Source organism: Mucilaginibacter sp. BGA-UO-ETr-C110, assembly GCF_059567985.1.
The window spans coordinates 6,145,754-6,167,200 of record NZ_JCAQPB010000002.1 but is presented as its reverse complement, the minus strand read 5'-3'; the positions used below and the strand labels follow the sequence as shown (position 1 = coordinate 6,167,200).

22 protein-coding genes are annotated in these 21,447 nt (G+C 44.6%); 15 read left to right on the top strand and 7 right to left on the bottom strand.

The window, feature by feature from the left end; translation table 11 throughout:
- Positions 1-69: 69 nt before the first annotated feature.
- Together AC57BQ_RS26575 and AC57BQ_RS26570 are read left to right on the top strand one after the other, a co-directional pair.
- Positions 70-4,446, top strand: coding sequence for a CusA/CzcA family heavy metal efflux RND transporter (locus AC57BQ_RS26575; protein WP_496409122.1), 4,377 nt, complete (start codon positions 70-72; stop codon positions 4,444-4,446).
- A 1-nt stretch (position 4,447) separates the two neighbouring features.
- Entirely contained in the window at positions 4,448-5,659 is a 1,212-nt protein-coding gene (locus tag AC57BQ_RS26570) for an efflux RND transporter periplasmic adaptor subunit (protein ID WP_496409121.1), read from the top strand.
- A 142-nt stretch (positions 5,660-5,801) separates the two neighbouring features.
- On the opposite strand, the gene AC57BQ_RS26565 is transcribed toward AC57BQ_RS26570, so the two are convergent.
- The 3 genes from AC57BQ_RS26565 to AC57BQ_RS26555 form a co-directional block, all read right to left on the bottom strand.
- The gene (locus AC57BQ_RS26565) at positions 5,802-6,503 is read right to left on the bottom strand and encodes an NUDIX hydrolase (RefSeq protein WP_496409120.1); all 702 of its coding nucleotides are present in this window, start codon (positions 6,501-6,503) and stop codon (positions 5,802-5,804) included.
- A 177-nt stretch (positions 6,504-6,680) separates the two neighbouring features.
- The gene (locus AC57BQ_RS26560) at positions 6,681-7,028 is read right to left on the bottom strand and encodes a TfoX/Sxy family protein (RefSeq protein ID WP_496409119.1); all 348 of its coding nucleotides are present in this window, start codon (positions 7,026-7,028) and stop codon (positions 6,681-6,683) included.
- Between the two features lie 20 nt (positions 7,029-7,048).
- Positions 7,049-8,290 (bottom strand): RNA polymerase sigma factor, encoded by a 1,242-nt coding sequence (locus AC57BQ_RS26555; RefSeq protein WP_496409118.1) that lies wholly within the window; start codon positions 8,288-8,290, stop codon positions 7,049-7,051.
- A gap of 167 nt (positions 8,291-8,457) precedes the next feature.
- Between AC57BQ_RS26555 and AC57BQ_RS26550 the strand changes: the two genes are divergently transcribed.
- The 12 genes from AC57BQ_RS26550 to AC57BQ_RS26495 all read left to right on the top strand — a co-directional run bounded on the left by AC57BQ_RS26550 (position 8,458) and on the right by AC57BQ_RS26495 (position 17,151).
- Positions 8,458-8,934 (top strand): RNA polymerase sigma factor, encoded by a 477-nt coding sequence (locus tag AC57BQ_RS26550; RefSeq protein ID WP_496409117.1) that lies wholly within the window; start codon positions 8,458-8,460, stop codon positions 8,932-8,934.
- A complete protein-coding gene (locus tag AC57BQ_RS26545; protein ID WP_496409116.1) occupies positions 8,918-9,529 on the top strand; it encodes a hypothetical protein in 612 nt (203 codons plus the stop codon). The genes AC57BQ_RS26550 and AC57BQ_RS26545 overlap by 17 nt, the downstream gene beginning before the upstream one ends.
- 80 nt (positions 9,530-9,609) lie before the next feature.
- Positions 9,610-10,056, top strand: coding sequence for a nuclear transport factor 2 family protein (locus AC57BQ_RS26540; protein WP_496409115.1), 447 nt, complete (start codon positions 9,610-9,612; stop codon positions 10,054-10,056).
- Positions 10,057-10,131: 75 nt separating this feature from the next.
- Positions 10,132-11,034 carry a helix-turn-helix domain-containing protein gene (locus AC57BQ_RS26535; protein ID WP_496409114.1) on the top strand — a complete coding sequence of 301 codons (903 nt, stop codon included), beginning with the start codon at positions 10,132-10,134 and terminating at the stop codon, positions 11,032-11,034.
- 89 nt (positions 11,035-11,123) lie between these two features.
- Positions 11,124-12,131, top strand: a complete 1,008-nt coding sequence (locus AC57BQ_RS26530) for an aldo/keto reductase (protein WP_496409113.1) — start codon at positions 11,124-11,126, stop codon at positions 12,129-12,131.
- Positions 12,131-13,099: a zinc-dependent alcohol dehydrogenase family protein gene (locus AC57BQ_RS26525; RefSeq protein ID WP_496409112.1), complete on the top strand. Its 969-nt coding sequence runs from the start codon at positions 12,131-12,133 to the stop codon at positions 13,097-13,099. The genes AC57BQ_RS26530 and AC57BQ_RS26525 overlap by 1 nt, the downstream gene beginning before the upstream one ends.
- An 11-nt stretch (positions 13,100-13,110) precedes the next feature.
- Positions 13,111-13,890 carry an N-acyl homoserine lactonase family protein gene (locus AC57BQ_RS26520; RefSeq protein ID WP_496409111.1) on the top strand — a complete coding sequence of 260 codons (780 nt, stop codon included), beginning with the start codon at positions 13,111-13,113 and terminating at the stop codon, positions 13,888-13,890.
- 104 nt (positions 13,891-13,994) lie between these two features.
- Positions 13,995-15,023, top strand: a complete 1,029-nt coding sequence (locus tag AC57BQ_RS26515) for a zinc-dependent alcohol dehydrogenase family protein (RefSeq protein ID WP_496409110.1) — start codon at positions 13,995-13,997, stop codon at positions 15,021-15,023.
- A gap of 82 nt (positions 15,024-15,105) precedes the next feature.
- Entirely contained in the window at positions 15,106-15,510 is a 405-nt protein-coding gene (locus AC57BQ_RS26510; RefSeq protein WP_090473523.1) for a tautomerase family protein, read from the top strand.
- A gap of 142 nt (positions 15,511-15,652) precedes the next feature.
- Complete coding sequence (locus tag AC57BQ_RS26505; RefSeq protein WP_496409109.1) at positions 15,653-16,252, top strand: hypothetical protein; 600 nt, start codon at positions 15,653-15,655, stop codon at positions 16,250-16,252.
- A gap of 45 nt (positions 16,253-16,297) precedes the next feature.
- On the top strand, positions 16,298-16,786 hold the full coding sequence (locus AC57BQ_RS26500; protein ID WP_496409108.1) for an OsmC family protein: 489 nt from the start codon (positions 16,298-16,300) through the stop codon (positions 16,784-16,786).
- Between the two features lie 59 nt (positions 16,787-16,845).
- Positions 16,846-17,151 (top strand): isochorismate lyase, encoded by a 306-nt coding sequence (locus AC57BQ_RS26495; protein WP_496409107.1) that lies wholly within the window; start codon positions 16,846-16,848, stop codon positions 17,149-17,151.
- A 233-nt stretch (positions 17,152-17,384) separates the two neighbouring features.
- On the opposite strand, the gene AC57BQ_RS26490 is transcribed toward AC57BQ_RS26495, so the two are convergent.
- The 3 genes from AC57BQ_RS26490 to AC57BQ_RS26480 form a co-directional block, all read right to left on the bottom strand.
- Positions 17,385-17,927, bottom strand: coding sequence for a DUF4199 domain-containing protein (locus AC57BQ_RS26490; RefSeq protein WP_496409106.1), 543 nt, complete (start codon positions 17,925-17,927; stop codon positions 17,385-17,387).
- A 118-nt stretch (positions 17,928-18,045) separates the two neighbouring features.
- The gene (locus tag AC57BQ_RS26485) at positions 18,046-18,519 is read right to left on the bottom strand and encodes a response regulator transcription factor (protein WP_496409105.1); all 474 of its coding nucleotides are present in this window, start codon (positions 18,517-18,519) and stop codon (positions 18,046-18,048) included.
- 133 nt (positions 18,520-18,652) lie between these two features.
- Positions 18,653-19,258, bottom strand: coding sequence for a nuclear transport factor 2 family protein (locus tag AC57BQ_RS26480; RefSeq protein WP_496409104.1), 606 nt, complete (start codon positions 19,256-19,258; stop codon positions 18,653-18,655).
- A gap of 62 nt (positions 19,259-19,320) precedes the next feature.
- On the opposite strand from AC57BQ_RS26480, the gene AC57BQ_RS26475 reads away from it, so the two are divergent.
- A complete protein-coding gene (locus AC57BQ_RS26475; RefSeq protein WP_496409103.1) occupies positions 19,321-20,328 on the top strand; it encodes an AraC family transcriptional regulator in 1,008 nt (335 codons plus the stop codon).
- Positions 20,329-20,333: 5 nt separating this feature from the next.
- Here AC57BQ_RS26475 and AC57BQ_RS26470 read toward each other — a convergent pair whose 3' ends face one another.
- Positions 20,334-21,260 (bottom strand): hypothetical protein, encoded by a 927-nt coding sequence (locus AC57BQ_RS26470; protein ID WP_496409102.1) that lies wholly within the window; start codon positions 21,258-21,260, stop codon positions 20,334-20,336.
- Between the last annotated feature and the right edge of the window lie 187 nt (positions 21,261-21,447).

Sequence of the window (21,447 nt, the reverse complement as noted above, 5' to 3'; positions counted from 1 at the left end):
TCCAATTTAATTTTTTTGCCCGTCACTTGTGACGAGGCATGGATTGTCGCATTAATTTAAAAAAATTTCATGTTTGATCATATTATCGCGTTCTCTATCCGGAACAAGGTAACTATTGGGATCATGACGCTGTTGCTGGTGATTGCCGGGATCTATTCCGCTGCCAATTTACCGGTCGACGCGCAACCCGATATTACCAATAACCAGGTACAGATCATTACGCAGGCACCCAATCTGGGCGCACAGGAAGTAGAGCAATTTATTACCGCTCCCATTGAACTATCTATGGCAAATATTGCCGGGATAGTCGAAAAACGGTCTATATCCCGTTCGGGCATATCCGTTATAACCCTAGTTTTTAAAGACAATATTGATATATACTGGGCACGCCAGCAAGTAACTGCCCAATTAAAAGAAGCGGAAAGCAGTATCCCAACCGATCTTGGTCAGCCCACGTTGGCGCCGATAACTACCGGACTTGGGGAAATTTATCAGTATGTGATCCATCCCAAAAAAGGCTACGAGCAAAAGTATACTGCTACCGATCTGCGCACCATCCAGGATTGGTTGGTACGCACACAGTTAGCCGGTACCGTAGGCGTTGCCGAAGTAAGCGGTTGGGGCGGCTTTGTTAAACAATACGAAGTGGCACTGGATAACGATAAACTTAATTCACTGGGGCTTACCATTCCCGATGTTTATACTGCGCTGCAAAAAAACAACGAAAACACAGGCGGTTCCTATATCGAACAGCTCAATAACGCTTATTTTATCCGTGGTCTGGGGCAGGTGAAAACATTGGATGACATCAAAAAAATTGTTGTTAAAAATGTAAAGGGCTCACCCGTTTTGATACGTGATATTGCCATAGTACAGTTTGGCAGCGCTACCCGTTATGGCGCGGTAACCCGAAATGGCGATGGCGAAGTAGTAGCCGGGGTAACCCTGATGCTAAAAGGCGAAAATTTTAGCCAGGTGATCAAAAATGTAAAGGACCGTATGGTGCAGATCAAAAAATCGCTGCCCGAAGGTGTGGTCATCGAGCCCTTTATTGACCGTACCGAACTGGTGGATCGTGCCATCGGCACCGTAAAACGTAACCTGCTGGAGGGCGCGCTGATCGTTATTTTTGTATTGGTGCTCCTGTTAGGCAACTTCAGGGCAGGTTTGGTGGTTGCTTCCGTTATCCCACTGGCCATGCTGTTCGCGTTTTTGATGATGCGGTTGTTTGGCGTTTCGGGCAACCTCATGAGTTTAGGTGCTATCGACTTTGGGCTTATTGTGGATGGCGCAGTAATTATTGTGGAAAGCGTGGTGCATCATATTACCAGCGGCCGCTATCAGCAGGATGCTATCGAAAAGCTCAGTACCGAACAAATGGATACCGAGGTACAAAACAGCGCCGGCAAACTCATGAAATCGGCAGCTTTTGGACAGATCATTATCCTCATCGTTTATCTTCCCCTATTATCGCTTATTGGTATTGAAGGCAAAATGTTCAGGCCGATGGCACAAACCGTGGCCTTTGCCATTTTGGGCGCATTCATCCTATCGCTCACCTATGTACCTATGGCCAGCGCCCTGTTCCTGAGCAAGAAAACAGTACATAAAATCAATATTTCTGACCGTATCATCAATTTCCTACAGCGGATCTATCAGCGTGCACTGGTAGCTGTGTTGAAGGTGAAGGTGCTGACCATAGCAGTGGTTTTTATATTATTTGGTATCTCGATATGGGCATTTAGCCGTATGGGCGGCGAGTTTATCCCTACACTGGAAGAGGGGGATCTCACCGTAGAGATCTCGATGATGCAAGGCACCTCTCTTTCTGAAGTGGTCAAGACCTTCGGGAAAGCGGAGAAACTATTGAAGGACCGTTTCCCGGAGATCAAACAGGCAGTTACGCGGATTGGCAGCTCGGAGATCCCTACCGACCCCATGCCCATTGAACGGGCAGATATGATGCTGGCGATGAAACCAAAGTCTGAATGGAAAAGCGCTGCGACCAGGGAGGAAATGTCCGCAAAAATGGAGGCCGTGTTGGAAGAGCTCCCCGGTATCCACGCCTCCATTTCACAGCCCATGCAAATGCGTTTTAACGAGCTGATGACGGGCATCAGGCAGGACGTAGCCATTAAGATATATGGGGAAGATTTGGATGTTTTGGCTGATGAGGCCGGTAAAATAGCTAAGGAGATATCGACAGTAAAAGGTGTAACCCAACCTTATGTTGAAAAAGTGATCGGTTTGCCGCAGATACAGGTATCCTATAACCGCGACAGGATGGCCCAATATGGCTTAAATATCAGCGATGTGAATATGATACTAAAAACCGCATTTGCCGGTAATGTGGCCGGTGTAGTATTTGAAGGTGAGAAGCGCTTTGATATGGTGGTACGCATGGACCGCAACCTGCGCGAAAATATTGCCAACGTAGAGAATTTGTTGATCCCTCTCCCATCTGGCAATAAAGTACCGCTGAACCAGGTAGCAGATATTAGCATCAAAGATGCTCCAGCCCAGATCTCCCGCGAGGATGGCAGGCGCCGCATCTATGTAGGTTTCAATGTAGAGGACCGCGATGTGGAATCAACTGTAACCGAGATACAAAACAAACTGGCAAGCCGGATAAAATTACCCGGTGGCTATTACATGACCTATGGCGGGCAGTTTCAAAACCTGCAGGCGGCAAAAAGTCGGCTGGGTATAGCAGTTCCGGCTGCATTGCTGTTTATCCTGGTATTGCTGTATGTCACCTTTCGCTCGGTTAAGGAAAGCCTGCTCATTTTTACAGCTGTTCCATTGGCATCTATGGGTGGTATAGCGGCATTATTGCTTCGTGGCATGCCTTTCAGCATTTCGGCGGGGGTTGGTTTCATTGCCCTGTTTGGGGTAGCTGTATTAAATGGTATTGTGCTTATTGGCTACTTCAATCAGCTAAAAGAAGAAGGCATGAGCAATATTTATGACCGTGTACTGGAAGGTACCAAAACAAGGTTACGCCCGGTACTTATGACCGCCTCTGTAGCTTCGCTGGGTTTCCTGCCTATGGCTCTATCATCAAGCGCTGGTGCCGAGGTACAAAAACCGCTGGCTACCGTAGTGATTGGGGGCCTGGTTACCGCCACGTTTTTAACCCTGTTTGTGCTGCCTTGCCTTTACCTGCTGTTTAATAGAAAAGAGGTAAGTAAAATAAAATTACCCAAGGCAGTGACAGCTATGTTGATCACAGGCATGCTGGCCATAGCCAGTGCACCTAAGGCAAATGCGCAGCAAAACACACAGTTAACACTGGATAGCGCGATAGCCAAAGCACTAAGTCAAAATCTGAAAGTGCGATCTGCGGGGCTATCGGTTGATCAAGCCCGGGCTTTACAAAAATCATCAGCCGATCTGCCCAAGACCGAATTTCTGCTTACCCAGGATCCTACCAGCGGCGGCAATATTGATAACAGCATCGGCATAAGCCAAAACATTGCCTGGCCGGGCTTTTATAAAAACCAGCGAAAATTATTGGATCAGCAAACCCGGTTGGTCGAAAGTTCGGGTGCGGTCACGAAGGCTGATATCATCAGGCAGGTACGCAGCACCTGGTATGCTTACCTTCTGAACCGGGAAATGCTAAGGGTTTTGGACCATCAGGATAGCATTTACTCCGGCTTTGTAAAAAAAGCGGAGGTACGACGAAAAACAGGCGAAACATCCGCGCTGGAAGTGATCAGTGCCCGTAATAAGTATCAGGAAATTCAAGCCCTCCGGATAGGCACACAAGCCGACCTACGCAGTAATGAGTTGGCATTACAGCAATTATTGAATATGGATGAACCGGTAGTTGTGAGCGAAAGTGCTCTACCTATATTGCTTGATCTCCGCTCTGATACGGCCAATGTAGCCGATAACCCACAAGTAGGCCAAGGCCTTCAGCAAATTGAAGTGGCCAGGGCAAAGGTAGCCGTCGAAAAATCGCGGCTCATGCCCGATTTTACTTTGGGATATAACCAACAACTGCTCATCCCAGGCTTTGATCCGGCCAACATCAACCGGAGCTACTCGCCGGGTACACGAATCGGTGGTTTCCAGGTGGGTATTGCTGTGCCTATTTTCAGTAAGGCTTATACGGCGCGGATCCGTTCCGAAAAAATAGCGACCCAGGTAGCCGAGATCAATTACCACCAAACCCGCCAGCAGCTCCGCACCCAATATGAACAAGAGCTACAGCAATATCAAAAATTCAGACAGGCGGTTGAATATTATACTTCCGGCGGATTAAAGCAAGCCGATGAACAGTTAAGAATAGCGCAGGTATCCTTCAATCTGGGAGAGATAGGTTATATCGAATATATCCAGAATACATCAGCAGCTATACAAACCAGGCTTGCCTACCTCGAAACGGTAAGTCGCTTAAATCAGTCGGCCATACAAATTCAATATATCAAAGGAAAATAAAATGCAGATTCAAAAATATAAATACGCTATACCGGTGCTGATAATCGTTGGTGCCGCTATGCTAACCGGGTGTTCGGGCAATTCAACAAAAAAAGAAAGTGATAGTCCACAGGAAGCGGCCAATGTAAAAATCGCGAAGCCGGATAACATTACGCTTACAGAAGCACAAATGAAAAATGTAGGTATTGAGATAGGCCCTATCGCTCAAAAGAACCTCGATGCCGTGATCAAGGCAAACGGGCAGCTGGCTGTTCCTCCCCAAAACAAAGCGGATGTAAGTATCCTTTCGGGCGGGGTCATTGGTCATATCAGTGTGCTCGAGGGGCAGCAGGTTAAACGCGGCCAGGTACTGGCCACCATCAGCAACCAGGACCTGATCAAAATACAACAGGATTACCTGGCTGCAAAAAGCAATTTTACCTATGTGCAGGCTGAATATAACCGCCAGCGCCAGTTACAGGATGCCGGTGCCGGAACAGGCAAATCATTTCAATTGGCACAGGCTACTTATAACGCCGAGCTTTCGCGGATCAAAGCCTTTGAAAGTCAGCTCAGGCAATTAAGTATCAGTCCAGACCGTATTAACAGTGGTCATATTGTTTCCAGCTTTCCGGTAGTTTCGCCCATCACCGGAACCGTGGGTAAGATCTCGGCCAATACAGGCGCGTTTGTACAGCCGGGCACATCCATCATGGAAGTGGTGGATAATTCCAAGATCCATTGCGACCTTACCGTATTTGAAAAGGATCTGATGCAGGTAAAGCTCGGCCAAAAAGTAAATTTTCAGCTCACCAATCAGGGCGATCTGATGATCACCGGGAAGATCAATGGTATCAACAAATCTTTTGAAAATGAAAGCAAGGGTGTTATTGTTCATGCTGAGATCGATAACCGGCAGCATAAAAACCTGATCCCGGGAATGTATGTCACCGCCCTCATCAATATAGGCAGTCACCCGGTACCGGCTGTTCCGGTCGATGCGGTTGTGCGTTCCGGCGGCAGACAATATATCTATATAGTGACCGATGAGCAAACCGGACGAGGTAAAGCAACCAGCTACAGTTTTAAAAAGGCCGAGGTAGCAACCGGTGTAATGGAACTGGGTTATGTAGAAATTAAACCGATGATCAGTTTACCAGCTAATGCCAAAGCAGCGCTAAAGGGAGCATTTTACCTGGAATCAAAAGCCGAAGGTGGCTCGGATGATGATTAATTATTCGGTATAATAAAGAGTGCCGGTCCTTCAGGTGATCCCTGAAAGACCGGCATTAATTTGATAATGATTGTTGAAATCACTTTTATTTTTTGATCGAAAAACCGGCGAACTAATTAAAAAACTTTAAGAAGTATAAAAATTAAAGTGTATCCGGATTTGGGATAAAGTTCATGAAAGCCTGGAATTTGGCGTAGTAATTCTGCATGTTGAGCTGATAGTAATAGGCACCTCTTTTTGAGCCTGCTTTATCCTTATCGGCCAACTTAATGAGCAGGCCGGTTGCCAGCACTCTTTTACTAAAATTTCGCTTATCAATGGTGGTATTAAAAACACATTCATAAAGCGTTTGCAGCTGAGGGATGGTAAATTTGGTAGGCAAAAGCTCAAACAATATAGGGTGCATGGCCGCTTTATAACGGATGCGTTTTTTGGCCTGCTCCAACATTTCCTGCTGGTCAAATATCAGTTTGGGTGTCCGTTTCAGTTGGAACCATTCTGCATGATAATCTGAACTGATCTGAGTTTGATACTTTTGTATATCAATAAGCGCGAAGTACGCTACAGAAACGGTACGTTCCATAGGATCACGGTTGGGTTCGCCAAAAGTATATAGCTGCTCCAGGTATACCCCTTCCAGCCCGGTTAATTGTTTTAGGATCCGGTTAGCTGCCTGGTCAATACTTTCGCTGCCCTGCACAAAACCACCCATCAGGCTCCAGTTCCCTTTCTCGGGCTGAAATCCTCTTTTGATCAGTAATAGTTTTAAAACCTCTCCGTCAAATCCAAAAATAATGCAGTCAACAGCCAGCAATAACCTGGTCTGTTTAGAGTATTTTAGCATCTTATATAATCCGAATTATAATAAAAAACAAAGATAGAATTACATTCGATATAAGCATAAATAAAAGAAATTCCAAAAAAAATCTAAAAAGGTAGATGCCGATCGATGAAGTAAAGTAGGAAAAAATTATTAATCAACGTGATATAATTGTATAAAAAACAGTTATGGGGGAATAATTTAACTGTTTTTCTTCTTTTTGGATGGTTTTGCGATCTTGTTAAACTGCAGACAAAGGTTTATCCAATGGTCAAAATCTTTCGCTGTGCGCAGGTTTTCTGCCTCCACAAAAACAAAATCTTTCATCACCCGGCTGCCCATTACCATCTGGCGGCAATTATCGTTTTCCAATGCGATAACCGCCTGCTCGGTGCCTATACGGCATAGCATATCCTGGTTGCGTATGCAAACACACATCTTATCATTAACCATAAAGCACAAACCCTGGAACATCTTTACCTCGTTTACCTGGTCTTGTTCGCTTAAGGCTTCCCGTATCCGGTTAGCTAATAATTCGTCATACGCCATAATTGATTCTTTTTTTAAAATTACTCCAATTTTTGCAGGTCCTTACGAATCCGGTTTTTCTCGGTGGTTGTTTTTGCCTGTTTCAACGCGGTTTGTAAATGTTTTACGGCCGTCTGTTGGTCGATACCAGTATACAAATGGCCCAGTAAAACATGGTATAAATGGTTATCATTCAGTTGCAGCTTTTCGGCCTCGGCTATGGCTTCCTGTTTCCCCCGGGCCCTAAAAAGCGCGTAAGTGCGGTTAAGGGCGGCAATGGGTGAATAAGCAATTTGCAGCAGGCCGTTATATAATTGTAATATATTCTCCCACTTTTGGGGTGTATCGGTATTAATGGTATGCCAGTAAGCAATGCCTGCCTCCAGGTGATATTTACCTAATTGGTCACCCTGCGATGCCCTGTGCAGGTAAGCATTACCCCTGGCTATTAGCTCGGTATTCCATAAGCTGGTATCCTGTTCATCATAGCGTATCATTTCTCCGTGCTCGTCAGTACGAGCCTCAAAACGCGATGCATGAAAACACATGAGGGCAATAAGCGCGTTGGTATCGGGCAAATTGGTGCTTTTATTTTCGGTTAATAAAACAGCCAGGCGCAGGGCCTCCAGGCAAAGATCTTTACGCAGGGTAGTATCTTTGCTACTGGAATAATAACCTTCGTTAAATAGCAGGTACAATGTGGTTAAAACCGACTGTATCCTGGTGCTGATCTGGGCTGGCGGTGGAAATTCGATCTTTACATTTTCCTCACGCAGTTTTTCCTTCGCCCTGAACAGCCTTTTGTTAATGCTCTCTTTGTTGGATAAAAAGGCATCGGCTATTTCGTTAATACCAAAGCCGCAAAGGATACGGAGCGCCAAACCTATCTGGGCTTCGACGGGTAGTATAGGCTGGCAGATGGCGAACATCAGTTGGAGCTGGCTATCCCTTATGTGTTCGTCCGACAGATCTATCACCATTTCTTCGGGACCTTCATAAGCTGCCTGCAGGTTGCTGGTTATCTTTTGGGCAAAAAGTTTATCACGCCTCAGATAGTCCTTAGCCTTGTTGCGGGCCACGGTATATAACCAGGCCACCGGGTTATCGGGTAATCCCTTTAAACTCCATACTTCTGATGCGGTTAAAAAAGTGTCGCTGGCAATATCTTCAGCAATTTCGGGGTATTCAAAACCAAAATGCTTATAAAGCACCGAAGCTATTTTGCGGTATTCGGTACGGAATAAATGGGGTAATAACTCTTGTTTATTAATATCGGCAGCCATATTGGTTTATCATGATCCTAATATAAACGTATTTCTGGCGTCCCTGTTTAAACTTTTGAAAGAGTGGCGCAAACTTTACAATCTATCCTTAATACTTTTATAAAAGTGTAGCATTTTAAAAAAGTTGGTATCTAACGGCGTATAAACATTGGACTGGAGTTCAAAACATGTCATTCGAAGAAATATACGACACTTATTACAGCAAGATATTCCGCCTGTGTATGGGATATATGAATGACCATGACTGGGCGCAGGATGTTACCCAGGAAACTTTTATTACGGTATGGCAAAAGTTATCGCAGTTTCGCAATGAATCGGCCATCGGTACCTGGATATATCGTATAGCTTCTAACCATTGTTTAAGGCAACTGGAAAAGCAAAGTAAAATGCCCAAGGGCGAAATGCCGGTTCAACTGGAAGATAAACCACCGCCGGATACTGATAGCCAGGTGCAACTGTTGTATAAATGTATTGCCGAACTGCCCGAGATCGATCGCATTATTATTTCATTGGAACTGGAAGATGTTAAACAAGCCGAAATCGCGAACATCGTAGGCCTTTCCGAAACCAACATCAGGGTAAAAGTTTACCGCATAAAAGAAAAGCTCTCACAAAAATTCAAAAAGTATGAGCACCAATATTGATTTTAAAGCCATTTGGCAACAGCAGGATGTTGTTGTTAAACCTGATATAAAGGAGGTTATTAAAAGATCAGGCCGGCTGAAGAAAAAAACGAGGAATAAATTGCTTTGGACAAATGGTTTACTGATAGCCGTAACTATTTATTATATCGTTTTCCTCTATTACGGCTATCATTCCTCTATGATTACCACCCTTATAGGTGGTTTGCTTACCATTACCGGTTTCGTGGCTTATCTATTGATTTCCAATGGTTTATTATTAGATTTGTTTAAAAGCCATGCCGAGGCCGATAGTTTTGCTTATTTAAAGGAGTTATTGGCCATCAAAAGGAAACAGGAAATTGTTGAAACCAAATTAGTAAAACTGTACCTGATCACCCTATTTGTTGGTGTGACTTTATTTATGATTGAGCCTGTTATAAAAATGGGGGCTATTTGGGGAAGTGTTGCGTATATTTGTTTATTCGCATGGATGGCTTTCGCTTATTTCTATCTAATTCCACGAAGAGTCAAAAAGCAACGCGCCGAGTGGGCGGCTATTATCGAAAAACTACAGACCATCAACGATCAGCTAACTCAAACCGGACACCTGGAATGATGCATCGCCGATATTGATAAATTATTAATTAATTAGGTTTAAGTTTGAAACAAATTCAATATTTTAACATCTAACAAGGTATGGAAGGCAATAAAATAATACAAGCAATTACAAATTTGTTCAATAGCGTTGATGCCCGTGACTGGGAATCAGTGCACAATGTAATGGCGGAAACTGTTTTGTACGACTATACTTCAATGGTGGGCGGTGAACCTTCTGTACAAACGCCTCAGGAAATTACAGCTCTTTGGTCGCATTTTATGCCGGGTTTTGACTCCACCCATCATCAGATCTCCGAGTTCAGGGTAAAACTTCACGGCAACCAGGCCGATGCAGATTATGTAGGCAAGGCCGATCATTTTATGGACGACGATGTATGGACAATTTCCGGAACTTACCATACCAAACTGGAAAAACAGAACGGCATTTGGCTCATCACTCATCTTCAATTGAACTACGATAAGCAAAGCGGCAACACAGGCCTGCCTCAGCGGGCTAAGGAGCGGTTAGCCAAGCTGCAATCTTAATGTAAAGATTTATGGTGATAGCTGCATATCCATTGCGGCCATCTTCCCGGTTATTTGAATTTCATAACTTTGAGTATGCATCCAACCGAAACAATCGAAGAATTTTACGAAGGTCATCCTGCCATGAAGATGATGCCCCTGGCAGATAATCAACGTGGCGCCGGGCATTTTAATGTATACCCCCGGGGCGAGATCTGTCATAACCTGACCAGCTATCACCGTCGCGATTTTTATAAAATATCATTGAGCATCGGCGGGGGTACTTTATATTATGCCGATAAGGGTATCACGTTTGATAAATGTGCCCTGGTATTCTCCAACCCAACCATCCCCTACTCCTGGGAGGCAGCCCCGGTACAGCAAACCGGCTATTTTTGCCTCTTTACCGAAGATTTTATCAGCAGTAACAACCGCAGCGAAAGTTTTATTGATTCGCCTTTGTTTAAAGTAGGCGGCAGCCCGGTTTATTTTGTTAATGATGAACAGGTTAAGATCATCAGCGATATATTTTGCAAAATGTTGGATGAGATCGATAGCGATTATATGTATAAATATGATCTGCTTCGCAATTATGTAAACCTTATTGTACACGAGGCGCTTAAACTAAAACCGGCCGATACTTTTTTTAAACACAGCAACGCTTCATCCCGTATAGCTAATTTATTTATGGAGTTGCTGGAGCGCCAATTCCCTATCGATTCGCCCAATTATGCGTTGAAGCTGCGTACCGCTGCCGACTATGCCGGCCGTTTATCGGTACATGTGAATCATTTGAACCGGGCAGTGAAAGAGAGCACCGGTAAAACCACCAGCATGCACATTGCCGAACGTGTGGCCAAAGAAGCCAAGGCCCTGCTCCGGTATACCGACTGGAACGTGGCTGATATTGCCTACAGCCTGGGTTTTGAATACCCGGCCTACTTTAATAACTTCTTTAAAAAACAAACCACACTCAATCCAAAAGCCTTCCGCGTTTAATTGTTTGAATTTTATAGGTTTTAGTTTGATAAGTGTAAACGGCACGGTTCGTGGTCGCTATATATTTGTACTATCAAAACAGAAACACTATGGAATACAGAAATTTAGGAAACACTAACGAAAAACTCTCGGCCATTGGCCTGGGTTGCATGGGCATGAGCTTTGCCTATGGCCCTATTGATAATGAAGAATCTATAGCCACCCTTAACCTGGCCCTCGACCTGGGCATCAACTTTTGGGATACCGCCGATATGTACGCCGACGGCAAAAACGAAGAACTGATATCGAAAGTACTTAAAACCAATCGCGATAAAGTATTTATCGCTACCAAATTTGGATTCAGGTACCGTGACCCCAATGCTCCTTACGCAGGCAGCGGAAATTCAAATATTTATTTCGACGGATCACCCGCCCATATCAAAAACGCGGTGGAAGGAAGCCTGAAACGTTTAGGTATCGACACTATCGACTTGTACTACGCTCATCGCATCGATCCTAATGTACCTGTGGAAGAAATGGTTGGCGCTATGGCCGAGCTGGTTAAAGAAGGTAAAGTACGTTACCTGGGATTGTCAGAAGCGTCCGCGGCCAGCATTCGCAAGGCACATGCGGTTCACCCGATAGCCGCCCTGCAAAGCGAATACTCATTACTGAGCCGCGATGTGGAAGGTGATATCCTGTCTACCCTGCGCGAATTGAATATTTCACTGGTACCTTACAGTCCGCTGGCCCGTGGTTTGGTAACCAACACCGTAAGTAAAGATGGCTTAGCTGCTGATGACTTCCGCAGGATGCTGCCCCGTTTTAGCGAGGACAATTGGGACAACAACCAAAAACTGGCTCATGCTTTTGCTGATATAGCCCAACAAAAAAATGCAACACCGGCACAATTGGCTTTAGCCTGGGTACTGGCACAGGGCGATGATATTATACCTATCCCCGGTACCAAAAAACGTAAATACCTGCAAGAAAATGCCGGTGCCGTTGATGTAAAATTATCCACTGCCGATTTGCAGGAAATAGGCGCCTTGTTGTTAAAATACCCTGACACCGGCGGCCGTTATAACGAAGCCTCTTTAAAACTGACTAACCTATAATGAAAGCCATCTATTTTGAAGAAACGGGTGACCCTCAAAATGTGTTGCTATTAAAACAGTTTGACAAACCCACACCAAAGGAAAATCAGGTAATTGTAAGACCACTGGGTAGTCCTATAAACCCTTCAGATTTTTTCTTCATTAGCGGAACGTACCGGGTCAAGCCCGAGTTACCGCAGATAGCAGGGCTGGAAGGGGCCGGCATTATTGAAAGTACAGGCCCAGGTGTCGATCTTCCGGTTGGCACCCTGGTATCCTTTTTCAGCCGGAATGCCTGGGCCGAATATGTGGCGCTGTCAAAGGATGATGTACTGGTGCTGCCTGATAATTTTCCGGTAGAGAAAGCCATCCAGTTTGCGCTGAACCCGATTACAGCCTTGGGTTTACTGGAGCGGGCCGATCTGAAGACCGGCGACTGGCTATTGATCACCGCGGGCAATTCGGTCGTGTCAAAATTGATCATACAAATAGCCAAACTGCGCGGCATAAATGTGATAGCTACCGTACGGGATGATAAAAGTACGGCTACATTAACCGCTTATGGCGCTCATGTTATTAATGTAAATAAAGATGACCTGATCGAATACGTCCAACAGGTAACTGAAGGTAAAGGCGCTCACGTAGCTTTGGACGCGGTGGGTGGCAAAACCGGCAGCGACGTTTTAAAATGCCTGCAACCAGGTGGCAGACTGATCATTTACAGCAGACTGAGTCCTGACCCCATACAGCTTTACAGCGCCGATGTGCTATACAAAAATATCTCCATCAACGGATTTGGCGTCAGGGCATACCTGGAGAGTAAAACGGCCGAACAAAAGACTGATATTATAAATTCCCTGGTAACCATTATTGGCGATCCTGCATTTAAAATGGAAGTTGCCGCGAGCTTTCCACTTGATAATTACCAGGAGGCTATCAAAACCGCCGTTGAAGCAAAAAAAGAAGGAAAAGTGCTGTTTAAATTTTAAACATTAACCGTATGCTCAGCAAAGATCTTGTCGTAAATAAGTTGTACATCATCCCGGCAGGCCATGGGATATTGAAAGCGTTTTTCTTCAATACCGATCTGGGGGCCGATAGCCCCCAGATGATCCATTCGCCGCTTTGTATTTATTTACTGGACACCAGCGACGGACCTATCCTGATAGATACAGGCTTTGCCGAAGCTTTCCTGAACAATTCCGATTTTTACAGGGGCACACCGCTCGACGGTTTGTTGTACATGTATATGAATGAGGAACACCGCATCCCCAATCTGCTTAAACGCGTTGGTTATCAACTAGAAGATATCAAACTGGTGATAGCCACCCATTTTCATAGCGACCATTCCGGTGGGAACCCGTATTTCCTGGAAACCCGTACCCCCATTCTGGTACAGCAAAATGAGCTGAGCATTTTGGACGATGAAAATTATTCCCCACCGGCATGCCGCATTCGGGAGATGAACTACCAGGTAATTGATGGCGACTACCAGCTGTGCGATAACATCCGGTTGATATCAACACCTGGCCACTCACCCGGTCATCAGTCGGTACTCATCAATACAGCAAGTTCTGGTTATGTATTGCTTTGTATCGATGCGGCGCTAACAGAAGCTAACTTCAGGAACAACGTGCCTTATGCTGCTCCCGATCCGGAATTGGCGGCCGCGTCATTAAACAAGATCCAAGCTATCGCCACGGAGTACAAGGCCTTCCCCATTTTTGGGCACGATGAAAAGCAGGCTAAAGCACTTAAGGTGTATCCTGAGTTTTATTGATCACTGGGGATTATTTGTCGTGAAGTGGTAAGTGGCTGTCGCGAAATGGTTGCTATTTGATGTGTTTGCCGGGGTAGGTTTACACCATCAAATAAAAACACATCATGAACGCGTATATCATTGAAAATTTTGGCTCTATCGACGGAATTACCTTAACCGAACGCCCGGTACCAACACCCGGTACTAACCAGGTATTAATCAAAGTAAAAGCGGTATCCATTGCCCGCCGGGATCTTTATATACTCAACCAGGTATATCCGCTGCCGCCAAAGCAGGGTATCATACCCTTAAGTGATGGTGTAGGCGAGGTAGTATCAACCGGTGCCAACGTTACACGCTTTAAAACCGGCGACCGCGTTGCGGGCAATTATTTTGCCAACTGGCGCGACGGGCAAATTGATATGGATATTATTGATCAGTTGGGTTGTACGCTGGATGGCATGCTGGCCGAATATGTATTACTGAACGAAGATTGGCTGGTCAGGATCCCTGCCAACCTGAGCTGGGAAGAAGCGGCAACATTGCCTTGCGCGGCTTTAACGGCGTGGTCGGCATTAACGGGGCCGCGCCCGGTTTTGGCCGGCGATACGGTACTTACTATCGGCAGTGGCGGCGTGGCCGTGTTTGCCATTCAGTTTGCAAAAATGATGGGGGTCCGCGTTATCGCGTTAACATCAAAAGATTCAAAATTTGAAGCCTTGCGTAACCTGGGTGCCGATGAGGTGATCAACTATACTACCTATGCCGACTGGCATCAGCAGGTAAAAGAATTAACGGGAGGTAATGGCGTGAACCGGGTGATTGAGACCGGGGGTATTGACACCTTTGAACAGTCGGTAAAATCAGCTGCTTTTGGGGCCGAAGTTACACTGGTAAGCAGCGCCGGGGTGGTTAACAATTCAACCTCACTTTTAAAAAGCGTACTTACCCCGCTGTTTGTTAAAATGATCAGTATAAGGCCAATTTTTGTAGGCAGCCGGTTAAGCTTTGAAGCCATGAACCGGGTCATTGAAGTATTTGATATCAAACCGGTTATTGATAAAACTTATACGTTTAAACAGGTAAAGGAGGCATTCCGTTACGTAGCGATTGGTGAACAATTTGGGAAGGTAATTATCGTGCTAAATCAGTAAGTTTTTGTCATTAAGAAGTAACAAAATGCTAAAAAACTTATCTAAAATAAGTTAGTATAATATTTATCCATAATTTAGTTTTATGCCTTTTGTACGAATAAGTTTATTGAAAACATTGGCTACTGATGCCAAGGACAAAATATCCAAGGCGGTACATGAATCATTAATGGCAGAATTTAATGTACCCCTGGATGATTACTTTCATGTTATTGAAGAGCTGGAGGCCTCGCAATTATACTACCCCAAAAACTATCTGGGTATAGCGCACAGCGGCAATATGGTGTACGTGCAGATAACGGCAGGCTCGGGCCGCACCTATCAACAAAAAGAAAAACTATACGCCGCCATCGCCGGTAAAATAGCAGCCCAAACCCCTGTACTGATCAATGATGTGATCATCACACTGGTAGAAAACGGCGGCAAAGAAAACTGGTCGTTCGGCGAGGGTAAAATTCAAAACCTGAGCCATATTAAAACTGCAGAGTAAAAATAGCAGGCATAGCAGCATTGCTCCTGCTTATATGTCGTTTTTATACAATTTATTACCGCTAACCACCTGTAGTTTTGTAAAGAACAGATAGTTTGTTGTTGTATCACTTTATCATTAATCAGCGTAAATAAATAAAACCATGGCAATTGATTCACAAGTTTTACCAAGAATAGCTATCCGCAGTATTGGTGGGGGCTTATTGCTCATGGCCCTTTTTACCATGATGTGGACGGGGATAGCGCAGGGTGGCCTGGAGCATTATGATCATCACGCGGTGTTGATCCTTTTTTCTATTTTCAGTGTCATATTTGTAGTATACGGCATTACAATATTAATAGCTGCGCAAAGATTTCCCAAATTTACCGGCGACAGCGATGCGGCCGAAGGTAAAATGATGGCTACCCGTTTCGGGATCATTTTTGGTATTGAAGGAACGGCTATTCCCGTTGTTTCGGTTATACTGCTGGTGCTGGGATATCAACAGTTTACGTTACCCGCCATTGCCCTGATTGTTGGTTTGCACTTTTACCCCATGGCAAAAGTGTTCAATAGAAAAATTGACTATTATTTAGCCACCTGGACCTGCCTGGCAGCCTTAACCGGTATCATCCTGATGGCCGGTCACCAGTATACCCAGGCGCTTGATTTAACCATAATGGGTATTGGAGTAGCCCTGGCCACTTCTGCTTATGGCTTTTATATGCTGGTTAGCGGATATAACTTAATTAAAAAACGATAGCAGGAAACGGGTTTGAGTTCTGCCTACCCTACTTTATATTGCACTATGAAAAATCATCATTATCAAACAAACGTAACCTGGACTGGTAATACAGGTAACGGAACTAAAGATTACCGGGCTTATGAACGATGTCACGAGATCAACATTGATGGCAAACAATGCATCTTAGGTTCATCAGATCCAAATTTTCGTGGCGACAGATCAAAGCACAATCCCGAGGACCTGCTGGTTGCAGCGGTTTCCTCCTGCCATATGCTGTGGTACCTGCATTTGTGCACTACAGCAGGCGTTGTAGTAACTGCCTATGAAGACAATGCCGAAGGCGTAATGCTCGAAAACAGGAACGGAAGTGGCTGCTTTACCGTGATATTGTTAAGACCGGTGATCACCGTGATGGACAAGGCGATGATTGACAAGGCCGAGGAACTGCATAAGGAAGCTAATAAAATGTGTTTTATTGCCAACTCCTGCAACTTCCCTATTCTGCATGAAGCGCGTTACCAGGTTGTTACGGAGGAAGATCTGGCCGTATAAAAATGATCGTTGCTACACTGAAAAAAAAACGAAGCTAAGCCCCCTATAAGTATAAAAAGATGACCACCAGCAACCAACCCGATGAATGCCGGGACATGACCGATATACGGCAGGAAATTGACGCTATAGACAGGTTGGTGATCGCATTAATAGGTCGCCGGTTTAAGTATGTACAAGCGGCGGCCAAATTCAAAAGAAACCCTACCAACGTGGCCTCGCCCGAGCGGTTTAAAGCCATGCTTACCGAAAGAAGGTCATGGGCACAAGCCGAAGGACTTTGCCCCGACGCGATAGAAAAAATGTACGCCGACCTGGTAAACCATTTTATAGCCGAGGAACTAAAAACCTGGAAGGCCCATCACTAAAGATCTGGCTTTTTTGTAGAGACGCATCACATGCGTCTCTGATTATAATATATCGTAGATACCGAGTACAAAAGGGCCTGTCACCCTGAGCTTGTCGAAGGGCGTGGTCAGAGGCCCAACCCACCATGCTTCGACGGGGCTCAGCATGACACCTTGTTTTATCCTTTAAGGATGCCTTTTCTTCTTCAGAGTTTCGCGAAATATATCCTCCCGCAAAAGGGACCTAAAAATTATTAAACAACTGGCATGGTCTGTTCAGTAGCAGGTTTGCGTTTTAAGATCAATGCGGCTATTAAAGCAATGACCAAACCCACGGGCAAAATCTCCATATAGGTAAGCACGATCACTCCTAACGGATTTTTATACATACTGGCATAACCTGCCATTTGTTCCTTTTGCCTGGCGATCTCGACCTGGCTGGCCCCACTCGCTTGTGCTTTGGAGATAACGTGCGCCACATATTTATCCATAAAATCGGGCATGAAACAATAATACGCAACCAGCCATGTCAGTACATATATGGTTGAACCCACCAACGCGATGTAAAGCCCCATTTTAAAAGCCTTCCCAAAAGAGATAATGCCATTATTATATTTATCCCTGAAATTTTTGACAGCGACAAAAATAAAGGAAAAGGCCACGATCATTGATGCGTAGCCCATCCACATACTGCCCTCAAAGTTTGGATTGTTATAGTGCCCAACAACGGCAACCATCATCCATCCTGCTGTGATGATTCCCGCGATTGCTCCAAAAACAAGTACATTTTTTTTCATGATGTTTATTTTAATTGGTTTAACAGGACAAAGTTGAACGATCAAAACATTTTTATGGTCATACTTTTGGGTGATTTTGATGAACGAAACATCATTTCATACCAAAGTATGAGCTTTATTAGGGTATAATGCACAATCTTTTAGCCATTTCAATAGCCTGCGTACGGCGTTTTACTTCCATTTTATCAAACAGGTTTGATGAATGCGTTTTAATGGTATTTAGCGATACAAACAAACGTGCTGATATTTCCTGGTTACTTAGCCCCTCGGCCATTAGCTCTAATACTTCCAGCTCGCGCCGGCTCAGATTAAGCCGGGTCAATTCATGCTGATTTGGAGAAAAATCAGACAGGTTACTGATATAAACTGGTTTTTCAACTACCACCGTTTCAACTTTGGGCTTAGTCAATTTTAAGGCAAGCCAGATCCCAAGCAAAGTAAAGAGCACAGCTATGACGCCTATATAAACCTCATAAGCGTTACTGATAATAATAAAATGAAACTCGAGCCATTTCAATAAAAACAAAAGCACAGCCAAGGCCACACCATATAGCACAACACGCTTGTTTTTGATAAATAACTTGAAGGTCATGATAATGCCGGTTTGCTGATTTCATCTTAAAAATAAGGTATTTTAAACAGATATTAAACCCCTCATTATAAGTATCAAACAAAAAGAGACGCCTGCGATGCGTCTCTGTGGATAACCTAATGGTATAAAGATCTCAATCGCCCCAGAACATTTCTTCTTTAGCTTCATCAGCGGTAAATACTTCAACCTTGATGATCTTGCCGTTCTCTACCGTGTACACATCAATATTATCCACATCCAAAATACCACCGGCAGGCTGGGCGGCATTCCAATGCAGCAGACAAGCTACTTTGTTACCGCTAACACAGATGGATTTGATGTCGGTGAGTTTTAAGGTATTGGCTGATAGCTCAAACATCTTACCTACCATCTGGAACACCTCATTACTGGAATGTTTAATGCCCGAAATGCGACTGTTACCCGGCTGGCTCCACTGCACATCAGGATGTAACAGGGTGTTTAATTTTTCAATATCTGCTACTTGTACGGCGTTTAAAAAATCGGTTACTACTTGTTTTGCTTCGTTTTTCATGTTACTTGTTGTTGTTTGATGAATAGTGTTGGTTAATTGTGCCTGGCTATAACCGGTAGTGGCCAACAGGCATAGTATACTGGTGAGTTTGAGGGATAAATACTTTGTTTTGAATAGCGACATGGTGTTTTCCTTTCTTTTTGATAAACCAAAGGTCGCGAGCAAACCCTGTTCATAACTTACCATTACACGACATCTGCTTACCACATTGCGCCAATTTTTGGCAGTGCCGTTTACTACAGGTACATTAGTACAGCAATCAAAAAATCATGGAAGATCAGCTTAAAAAACTAACAATAAGTTTACTGGCCTACGCCGTACAACGCGACCTGTCGCCCGAAACGCTGTGCCGTTTATCAAACATATCCATGGCCCAGTTGCAAACGGATAAACAGCCGCTTAGCCCCAAACAGGTGGGCGACCTGTGGCTCAATGCTATTCATTTAAGTAAGGATGGCCTGTTTGGCCTGCACTTTGGCGAGTCGTTGCAGCTATCGGCGCTGGGTATTGTTGGGGAGATCATCAAGAGCAGCGAAACCGTTGGCGGCGCCTTAACCATTGCCGCGTCGTTAACCCATTTAATTACCACGGCTTTTTCTTTAGAAGTGCAGCAAAATGAAGATTCCTTTTCGGTAGCATTTATTCCCACAGCGCCTGATTGGCAAAGTTCCATCACATCCGTGCAAACGCTTGATCTGTTGATGGTTTTTGTGGTGCATGAACTGGATGGATTGATGATGAAAAAGATAAGTCCACGGGCGATCAGCTACGGCAGGCCAATTGATAACCTAGCCGAATATGAACGCGTAATGCGCTGCAAGCCGGTCATGAATACCGCTACTAACACCCTCACATTTGACAAAAAATACTGGGACGAGCAGATCATTACCGCTAATTACGAACTGCAGCAGATCCTGCTGCAAAAGGTAAGCCCGTTAAAAGATACCCTGGCCGAAAAACAAACGCTCAAAAACCGGATCCATAATTATTTGCTGGCTAACTCTTACCTCGGTATTGTATCGTTGGAGGATATCGCGGCTAATTTTAATATTAGCGCGCGAACTTTACAGCGAAAGCTTAAAGAAGAAGGCATTAACTTTCAGCAGGTGGCCGATGAGGTGCGCAAGTCACTAGCCATTACTTATTTAAAAGCCGGCTCCTATCCGGTTAAGGAAATATCCTATATGCTGGGCTATAACGAACTGAGCGCCTTTACCCGCACCTTTAAACGGTGGACAGGCATTACCCCGGCTATCTATCAGAAGAATTATAATTGATTGGTTTATTCCTTTTTGTAATCCTTATGCACAATTAAAAAACTGGCGCGTTCTTCTTTGTGGAAGGGGATATTCCAGTTGCCCTGGTAGGTTATTTTGGTCGGCAGTAGTTCGCCGCCAAAATTATTGAGTTCGATGTTCATCTGCACATTAAAGTCAACAAACATATTACTGAACTTCATATCGATATAACGGCCCAGGATCTGGAAGGTGCGTTCATCAAATATGGTAGTCATTTCCTTGATCATGGTATCACCATCTGATGTGCTTGGCTTGCACCGCACCCTGAAACGGTAAACCGGAATAGTATCCAGATACTTACCGCGCGCGAATTCGTAGTAATAATATCCGCGCATATCGCCAGCAAATATCTCGGTTTTGCTGCTGATAAAAGGAATGCCTTTTACCTTACGCCCCGGGGTAAAAATGAGTGTTTTCAGCTTGTCTTTATAGGATTCATTTTTACCTCCCGATCCCGGCAGGGCATCACCCTTGGTAAAGTCGGAGTTGTAAGCATTCATGAAAATATAGTCGAACATTTCCACGGTATACAGCTGGTATTTGCCGTTCTTTTTAAACATGTTTCCGCTATCGGTTTTGGCTATATATTCCATCCGGTGCTTGCCGGCCGCATTGCTATGGATGATCTTGCGATAGATTTTACCATCAACCTTGTTCTTTTTATCGTAAGTAAAAATGCGGTTCTCGGCGGTAAAACCGTAGCGTTTCATGTTTTGAAAAGCCTTGTAAAAACTGGTATCGGCCAGTACGGCATCAATAAAATCCTGCGCGTTTAATCTGTGCGATTTGATATCAACCAACGAGTCGATTACAATGGTACGTATAGTATCGGGATTAAAACGCTTGATCTGCTGCGCGAAAGAAGAACTCGAGGCAATGATTAATACCAGCGCTATTATTGTTTTTTTCATCAAGGTATTGATGTTATTTGGCCATAATTGTTACACTATGTCATTGCGAGCGCAGCGTGGCAAGAGCCCCCTCTAAATCTCCCCCAAAGGGGGCGACTTCAAAAAGTATTTTAAAGCCCTCTCCTTTGGAGAGGGTTGGGGTGAGGCTCTTGCTTCGTCGTTCCTCCTCGCAATGACATGGCTTTAT

Coding starts and splice junctions, on each gene's coding strand:
- AC57BQ_RS26575 (WP_496409122.1), top strand. CDS start 70: ATGTTTGATCATATTATCGCGTTCTCTATCCGGAACAAGGTAACTATT.
- AC57BQ_RS26570 (WP_496409121.1), top strand. CDS start 4,448: ATGCAGATTCAAAAATATAAATACGCTATACCGGTGCTGATAATCGTT.
- AC57BQ_RS26565 (WP_496409120.1), bottom strand. CDS start 6,503: ATGCTAAAATACTCTAAACAGACCAGGTTATTGCTGGCTGTTGACTGC.
- AC57BQ_RS26560 (WP_496409119.1), bottom strand. CDS start 7,028: ATGGCGTATGACGAATTATTAGCTAACCGGATACGGGAAGCCTTAAGC.
- AC57BQ_RS26555 (WP_496409118.1), bottom strand. CDS start 8,290: ATGGCTGCCGATATTAATAAACAAGAGTTATTACCCCATTTATTCCGT.
- AC57BQ_RS26550 (WP_496409117.1), top strand. CDS start 8,458: ATGTCATTCGAAGAAATATACGACACTTATTACAGCAAGATATTCCGC.
- AC57BQ_RS26545 (WP_496409116.1), top strand. CDS start 8,918: ATGAGCACCAATATTGATTTTAAAGCCATTTGGCAACAGCAGGATGTT.
- AC57BQ_RS26540 (WP_496409115.1), top strand. CDS start 9,610: ATGGAAGGCAATAAAATAATACAAGCAATTACAAATTTGTTCAATAGC.
- AC57BQ_RS26535 (WP_496409114.1), top strand. CDS start 10,132: ATGCATCCAACCGAAACAATCGAAGAATTTTACGAAGGTCATCCTGCC.
- AC57BQ_RS26530 (WP_496409113.1), top strand. CDS start 11,124: ATGGAATACAGAAATTTAGGAAACACTAACGAAAAACTCTCGGCCATT.
- AC57BQ_RS26525 (WP_496409112.1), top strand. CDS start 12,131: ATGAAAGCCATCTATTTTGAAGAAACGGGTGACCCTCAAAATGTGTTG.
- AC57BQ_RS26520 (WP_496409111.1), top strand. CDS start 13,111: ATGCTCAGCAAAGATCTTGTCGTAAATAAGTTGTACATCATCCCGGCA.
- AC57BQ_RS26515 (WP_496409110.1), top strand. CDS start 13,995: ATGAACGCGTATATCATTGAAAATTTTGGCTCTATCGACGGAATTACC.
- AC57BQ_RS26510 (WP_090473523.1), top strand. CDS start 15,106: ATGCCTTTTGTACGAATAAGTTTATTGAAAACATTGGCTACTGATGCC.
- AC57BQ_RS26505 (WP_496409109.1), top strand. CDS start 15,653: ATGGCAATTGATTCACAAGTTTTACCAAGAATAGCTATCCGCAGTATT.
- AC57BQ_RS26500 (WP_496409108.1), top strand. CDS start 16,298: ATGAAAAATCATCATTATCAAACAAACGTAACCTGGACTGGTAATACA.
- AC57BQ_RS26495 (WP_496409107.1), top strand. CDS start 16,846: ATGACCACCAGCAACCAACCCGATGAATGCCGGGACATGACCGATATA.
- AC57BQ_RS26490 (WP_496409106.1), bottom strand. CDS start 17,927: ATGAAAAAAAATGTACTTGTTTTTGGAGCAATCGCGGGAATCATCACA.
- AC57BQ_RS26485 (WP_496409105.1), bottom strand. CDS start 18,519: ATGACCTTCAAGTTATTTATCAAAAACAAGCGTGTTGTGCTATATGGT.
- AC57BQ_RS26475 (WP_496409103.1), top strand. CDS start 19,321: ATGGAAGATCAGCTTAAAAAACTAACAATAAGTTTACTGGCCTACGCC.
- AC57BQ_RS26470 (WP_496409102.1), bottom strand. CDS start 21,260: ATGAAAAAAACAATAATAGCGCTGGTATTAATCATTGCCTCGAGTTCT.